The sequence below is a fragment of the Lentzea sp. NPDC005914 genome (assembly GCF_040629405.1).
In the GTDB taxonomy this organism is placed as follows: Bacteria; Actinomycetota; Actinomycetes; order Mycobacteriales; family Pseudonocardiaceae; genus Lentzea.
Genome location: NZ_JBEXVQ010000032.1, coordinates 117,268 through 123,434 on the forward strand (window position 1 = coordinate 117,268; position 6,167 = coordinate 123,434).

Here is a 6,167-nt window from a genome sequence, read left to right on the forward strand (position 1 = left end):
AGGCGCATGACCTCCTTCGCCTCGTACCAGAACGAGATCTACCTGCAGGGGCTCGGCGGCGCAGTACCGCCGTTCACCACCGACCCGGACGCGCTCGAGCAGTCCGCGCGCGATCGGCTGGGACCGGGGCCGTTCTGGTACGTGGCGGGAGGCGCGGGTTCGGGCGCCACCGTGCGGGCGAACCGCGAGGCGTTCGAGCGGGTGCGGATCGTGCCGCGGATGCTGACCAACGCGACCGAAAGGCACCTCGGCGTCAACGTCCTGGGCACCGAGCTGCCCGCGCCGGTGATGCTCGCACCTGTTGGCGTGCAGTCGATCCTGCATCCCGACGGCGAGCTGGCGACCGCGCGGGCGGCGGCTGAGCTCGGCGTGCCGATGGTGTTGTCGACCGCGTCCTCGCACACGATCGAGGAGGTCGCTGAGGCGTCCGGCGATGGGCCGCGGTGGTACCAGCTGTACTGGCCGAACGACCCGGATGTGTGTGCGTCGCTGCTGGAGCGGGCGAAGAAGGCCGGGTTCACGGCGTTGGTGGTCACTCTCGACACGTGGACGCTGGCGTGGCGGCCGCACGACCTGGACCAGGCGTACCTGCCGTTCCTGCGAGGGGTGGGCACGGCGATCCCGTTCAGCGACCCGGTTTTCCGCGCTGGACTGCAGCGCTCGCCCGAGGAGGACCTGCCGATGGCGATCCTGCGGTGGGTGCAGCTGTTCACGGGCACGGACAAGTCGTGGGACCAGCTGGCGTTCCTGCGCGAGCACTGGGACGGGCCGATCGTCCTCAAAGGAATCCAGCACCCCGACGACGCGCGCAAGGCCGTCGAGTCCGGAATGGACGGTGTGATCGTCTCGAACCACGGCGGGCGTCAGGTCGACGGCGCGGTCGGGTCGCTGGACGCGCTGCCGTCGATCGTCGAGGCGGTGGGGGAGCAGGTCGACGTGCTGTTCGACTCCGGGATCCGGACCGGCGCGGACATCGTGAAGGCGCTGGCACTGGGCGCCAAGGCGGTGATGGTCGGGCGGCCGTTCGCGTACGGGCTCGCGCACGGCGGGCAGGTCGGGGTGAAGCATGTGCTGCGGAGCCTGCTCGCGGACTTCGACCTGACGCTCGGCCTGTCGGGACACCGGAGCCCGGCTGAGCTCGGGCCGGACGCACTGCGTTTCGGCTGAACGACTTCGGCCGGGCCGTTACCGCGGCCCGGCCGAGTTGCTCCTACGGCATCGTCGCGGTCATCCGTGCGAGCGTGCCGAAATCGGCCGGCTGCACCCGCAGCCAGCCCTGGTCCTTGGCCGCGATGTACCGCCCGCTCGGCGTGTCGATGAACGTGATCGGGGCGACGCACCGCTGCTTGCGGCCCAGGTGGTCGCGCTTGGCCGAGTAGACCTGACCGCCGCCGGTGCGCGGCTGGTTCATGATCTCCTTGAGCTGCGCGACGAGCTGGTCGTTCGGCGTGCTGGTCGGACGGCTCTGCTGCAGGAACGAGCCGGTGTCCTCATAGGACTGCCGCTTCTGCTCCAGCGCGTCCTCGGGCAACGTGATCGGGGCGCCCTTGCCCGCAGGCGTGGGCGGCAGCGCGCCGACCAGCGCCTGCGGTGCCTCGTCCGGCCGCACCGGTTCCAGCACGAACTCCTGCTGCGGCGTCAGCACGATCCGCAGCGCGTCCTGGCCGTTCGACACGACCAGCACGCTCTGCTGCGGACCGTCCTTCAAGCTGAAGTACGCCCAGTACTCCACCCCGGCTTCCACCACGAGCCGCAACGCGTTGGCCAGGTCCGGGTGAACCTGGTTGCCGCGCGCGAGCCCGTAGGCCTCCAGCTGCGCCCACGCCGTCCGCTGCAACCGCTCCAGCTCACTCACGTCGCCCGACTCGAGGAGGTCCTCGTCGAAGTCGACCTGGGTGAGCAGCGCACGGTGCAGCGACGGCAGGCCCGCCGCCTGCCACGCCTGGTAGAGCGCGATGACGGGCATGGCGACCCTGCTTCTCAGCACGACTTCTCCTTATCCGCCGATGACCGGCGGAGCCACCATCGTTCCGTCACCGAAAATGTCCTCGGTCTCCTGCAGGTACGACGCGGACTTGTGCTCCTTGTCCTCGTCCCCCTGCCCCTTGCCGCCGCCGGCGCCCATACCTCCGGCACCCGCGGCACCACCACGCCCGGCCGCACCCGCGGCCCCGGCACCGCCAGGCCCGAAGCCGCCGGCGCCACCACGTCCAGAGCCTTCACCGGCAACGCCCGCCGCGCCACCGAAGCCGCTGCCCATGCCACCGGGCCCACCGGCACGAGCCGCCGCGGCACCACCGAGGCCACCGGCACCGCCGCCCACGCCGCCACCACGACCGCCGCCGGCACCACCGCCGCCACCGGAACGCCCACCGGGTCCGCCGGGTCCGCCCGGACCACCAGGACGGTTGCGCGGGTCGTTGGGGTTCAACCGGCCCTTGTTGCGCGGGTCGTTCGGGTTGTTCGGGTCCCACCGGCCGGGCGGAATGCCCGTGTCCGTGGGCGGCCTGTTGCGCGGGTCGTTCGGGTCAGGAATCCCCGGCGGCCGGTTGCGCGGGTCGTTGGGGTCCTGCTGCCACGACGGGTTCGTCGTGTCGTCGTTGCCCGGCGGCTTCCACCCCGACAGGTCGGTGCGGTCGTCCGAGCCGGGAGGCTTGCCGCTGCCGGGCGGCGGGTTGCTCGTCTCCGGCGGCGTGTACGGGTTGTGCGGTCCAGGCTCGTTGATGTGCTCGATGATCTTGCCGCCGCCCTCTTGCTGCATCTTGGCGTCGTTGGGATCGGGCGAGATGAACGTCGGCATGTTGTTGGTGCTGGCCGTGACGGCGTCCCCGTACTGATTGAACGCCCGCATGTTCTGCTCGTTGACCTGCTGGTTCTTCTCGACCGCTTCGTCGTAGTCGGTCGTCCAGGGCTTCCAGTCGTTGAGGAACGGCTTGTCCGGGACCTCCGGCGGCTTGGTCATCGCGTGCTTGGCATTGACGTACGCCTCGCCGACGGTGTCGGCGGTCTCGCCGGCTTGGGTCGCGGACTGCCCCGTCACGTCGGCCCAGGTGGCGAGCGGCGAGGTGTTGCCGCGTGCGGCATCACCCGCCGCGCCTTCCCAGGAGGCACCGGAGTCCCTGACAGCCTGCTCGATGAGCCGGGACACATCGGTGTGACCCGTCGACAGGCTGCGCCAGCCCTCGGCCGTCGGTGACGTGCTCTGGTTCGGCCCCTTGCCCTTGTCGAACCAGTTGTAGACCATTTCTCCGCCCCCGATGGGGAGCATGAAGAAACCGCCGATGTTCGGCTCATCCCCAGCCATTCCGCTACCCCTTCAGTGTGGTGACGACCGCTGACGCGACCTTCAGGTTCACGTCACACGGCTTCGTCTTGCCGTCGAGCACGCTGGTCTGCACCACGATCGCGCTTTCCTTGCCCGTTTCGACGGCGGTCGTGCAGTCGACGGTTCCGTCGGTGTCGTCGGAGTTGAAGGACCGGAGGCCCTCCACCTTCTGCTCGCTGAAGATCGGGGACTTGCGCGAGCTGCTCAACAGCGAGTCGTACTCCTTGCCGTCGGCGAGCGTCACGGTGACCGACGAGTCGACCGTGGAGTCGACGGCCTTCCAGTCGCAAGCCGGGCCGAGCGGTGCCGTCCTGGGTGCGGGCGCCTTGAAGTGGCTGCCGAGCGGGCTGAGCTGTGCAGCGGTCAGCACGTCGCACGGCTTGGCCAGGAACTTCGCCAGGTCCAGCTGTGGCCCGGCCGGCGTGGACGGGCTCTCCGACTTCGTGTCCGAGGGCGACGTGGTCTCCGGCTTGGCATTGCCGCCGCTCTTGTCCGAACAGCCGGCGAGAGCGGCCAGCGAGAACAGTGCCGCCAGCAACGTCAGAGATCGCTTCAAGATCGTGTCAGCCCTTCACGGCGTTCTTCGCCGCTTCGTCGGTGTTCCGGTAGTCGGCCAGAGCTTTCTTGATGTTGTCCATGGTCTGTTTGAGCGCCTTGCGGGCCGCAATGTTCGCCCAGGCGTAGCCACCCTCCTGCGTACCGGCGGCTTCACGCATCGCAAGGGTCGCCCAACCGCTGTAGGGGTCCGGACCTGGCGCGCCTGACATCTCAAGCTGCTTCGCGTTCTTGGCCAGCGTCTCCAAATGGTCGATGGCCTTCTGCAGGCCGTCGATCATCTTCTGCGCCTGGTCCGGGTCGACGCTGAACTTCGCGGTCCCCGCCGTACCCCCACCGGGCGCCGCCGTCATACCCGCCGCAGCCCCGGCCGCCGCGCCTGCCGCCACCGGCACGATCGCGTCGAACATCAGCATCTTGGCCAGCTCCCCTCAGAACTCCACACCCCTGTTGGAGGATTTTCGCACAATGCCGGTTCCCTTCGAAGGCGATCGAATCAGCTGATCAGGTCACATGGCCGTTTCGTTCAAGACCCACCGTGACGAGCCGCCTAGGTTCGAGGCATGATCGAACGAGCGCGCAACTTCATCTGGCACAACGCCCGCACGCTGGAACAACGCTGGTTCGAGCACGCTTTCGACGGCGGCTCGGCCAATGCCGTGGTCCAGGCCGTGCTGGCCTTCCGCAATGACGACGGCGGCTACGGCTTCGCCCTCGAACCCGACCACCGCGGGCCCACCAGCCAGCCGTTGCACGCACTGCGTGCGCTGCAGATGTTCGGCGAGGTCAACGCCCCGGAGCAGGCCGAATCGATTCTGAACTGGCTCGAGGCCACCTGCCCCGACGGCAGTGTGCCGTTCGGCATGTCCACCTCGAAGGACCACCCGAAAGCTCCCTGGGTCGCCGCCGATGACCAGGGCGGACTCCTCCTCACGGCCCAGATCGCGGCCGGGCTCCTGGCCCTGGGTGTCACCCATCCGTGGCTCGACCGGGCGAGTGACTACTGCTGGCGGGAGATCGACGAGCTCGAGAAGACCCACCCGTACGAGCTCCGCGCGGCCGTGATGTTCCTGGACGAGGCGAAGGACCGGAAACGCGCGGAACTCGCCGCCGAAAAGCTCAGGCACCTCCACACCGAGGGCTACGAGGAAGACGAGGGCTTGGCGATGCACCACTACGCGGCCAAACCCTCCAGTCTCGCCCGCGCGTGGTTCAGCGACGCCGAATTCGGCAAAGGCCTTGACGAACTCCAGCACGCGCAACAAGAAGACGGCGGCTGGAACTTCGGCTTCCCCGCGTTCACCCCGATCGTGACTTTCGAATGGCGCTCCATCGCCACGATCGACGCATTGCTGACCCTCAGGCGCTACGGCCGGATCAGCTGACCCAGCGGCACCCCGGCCAGCGACCGCACCTCACGAGCCAGATGCGCCTGGTCCGCATACCCGGCTTCGGCGGCGACGGAAGCGAACGGCATGCCGTCCCACGCCAGGCGCATCGCGGCGTCGAACCGCAACACCCGCTGCAGCACCTTGGGCGGATACCCGAACGCGTCCAGGCACCGCCGGCGCAGCTGACGAGAGCTCAACCCGATCTCCCAGGCCGCGGAAGCCACGTCCGAGGACCGCAGCAGGGAGGCCGTCGCGGCCAGAGCCGGATCGACCACCACGCGTGAAGCACAAAACGCCACCATGTCCGAGAACGAAGTAAGCCGCACATCAGGCAAGAGCGAGGACAACGGCACCCGCAGATCCCGGACGGCGTGCGCGGGCACCCCGAACACCGACGGGAACGCCCCCGGCGGCAGTCGCACCCCGTACAACGTCCCCGGCGCGACCACGGCGAGCTGCGCGGCGGTGTCCGGCCCGGCCACGAACAACGACCCGGTCGCCGGTGACCACATCAGGTCCGTGCACCCGTCCGGCACCACACGCTGCACGGTCTCCTCAGAGACCGTGCGCGTCCACAGGCATGCCAAGCCCGCGGGAGCGGGACGTTCGGCGTACACGCGGCGATTCTCCCACGACCGGCACGAAAACCGGTCCACCACACCATTCCCGCACGTGGTAGGCACGACAAAACACCCGTCGCCACAACACATAGGAGATGCCCACAGCGAAGGAACAACTAGATGCGAGGCAAACCCCTGCACAAAGCCTTGGTCGTAGCCGCACTCGTCGTGATGAGCGCGGCTGGGGTTGCCCCGTTTTGACGGACAGGGTCGATGAGGTGTTGTCACGCTACCTGATCGACTGGTTGGTATCGGGTGGCTTCGTAGGCGGTGGGG

7 protein-coding genes are annotated in these 6,167 nt (G+C 68.7%); 2 read left to right on the forward strand and 5 right to left on the reverse strand.

Annotated features, from left to right (window positions below; genetic code table 11):
- The first annotated feature begins 6 nt into the window (after positions 1 to 6).
- Positions 7 to 1,167, forward strand: a complete 1,161-nt coding sequence (locus tag ABZ345_RS35385; protein WP_359858700.1) for a lactate 2-monooxygenase — start codon at positions 7 to 9, stop codon at positions 1,165 to 1,167.
- 43 nt (positions 1,168 to 1,210) lie between these two features.
- Here ABZ345_RS35385 and ABZ345_RS35390 read toward each other — a convergent pair whose 3' ends face one another.
- Genes ABZ345_RS35390 through ABZ345_RS35405 form a run of 4 tightly spaced genes read right to left on the reverse strand, consistent with a single transcriptional unit; the run spans position 1,211 to position 4,296 of the window.
- The gene (locus tag ABZ345_RS35390) at positions 1,211 to 1,987 is read right to left on the reverse strand and encodes an ESX secretion-associated protein EspG (protein ID WP_359858702.1); all 777 of its coding nucleotides are present in this window, start codon (positions 1,985 to 1,987) and stop codon (positions 1,211 to 1,213) included.
- 9 nt (positions 1,988 to 1,996) lie between these two features.
- The gene (locus tag ABZ345_RS35395) at positions 1,997 to 3,304 is read right to left on the reverse strand and encodes a PPE domain-containing protein (protein WP_359858704.1); all 1,308 of its coding nucleotides are present in this window, start codon (positions 3,302 to 3,304) and stop codon (positions 1,997 to 1,999) included.
- A gap of 4 nt (positions 3,305 to 3,308) precedes the next feature.
- Positions 3,309 to 3,881: a DUF3558 domain-containing protein gene (locus ABZ345_RS35400; protein WP_359858706.1), complete on the reverse strand. Its 573-nt coding sequence runs from the start codon at positions 3,879 to 3,881 to the stop codon at positions 3,309 to 3,311.
- A gap of 7 nt (positions 3,882 to 3,888) precedes the next feature.
- Complete coding sequence (locus ABZ345_RS35405; RefSeq protein ID WP_359858707.1) at positions 3,889 to 4,296, reverse strand: hypothetical protein; 408 nt, start codon at positions 4,294 to 4,296, stop codon at positions 3,889 to 3,891.
- A gap of 147 nt (positions 4,297 to 4,443) precedes the next feature.
- Between ABZ345_RS35405 and ABZ345_RS35410 the strand changes: the two genes are divergently transcribed.
- Positions 4,444 to 5,265 carry a hypothetical protein gene (locus ABZ345_RS35410; RefSeq protein ID WP_359858709.1) on the forward strand — a complete coding sequence of 274 codons (822 nt, stop codon included), beginning with the start codon at positions 4,444 to 4,446 and terminating at the stop codon, positions 5,263 to 5,265.
- On the opposite strand, the gene ABZ345_RS35415 is transcribed toward ABZ345_RS35410, so the two are convergent.
- Complete coding sequence (locus ABZ345_RS35415; RefSeq protein WP_359858711.1) at positions 5,247 to 5,888, reverse strand: helix-turn-helix domain-containing protein; 642 nt, start codon at positions 5,886 to 5,888, stop codon at positions 5,247 to 5,249. The genes ABZ345_RS35410 and ABZ345_RS35415 overlap by 19 nt on opposite strands.
- Between the last annotated feature and the right edge of the window lie 279 nt (positions 5,889 to 6,167).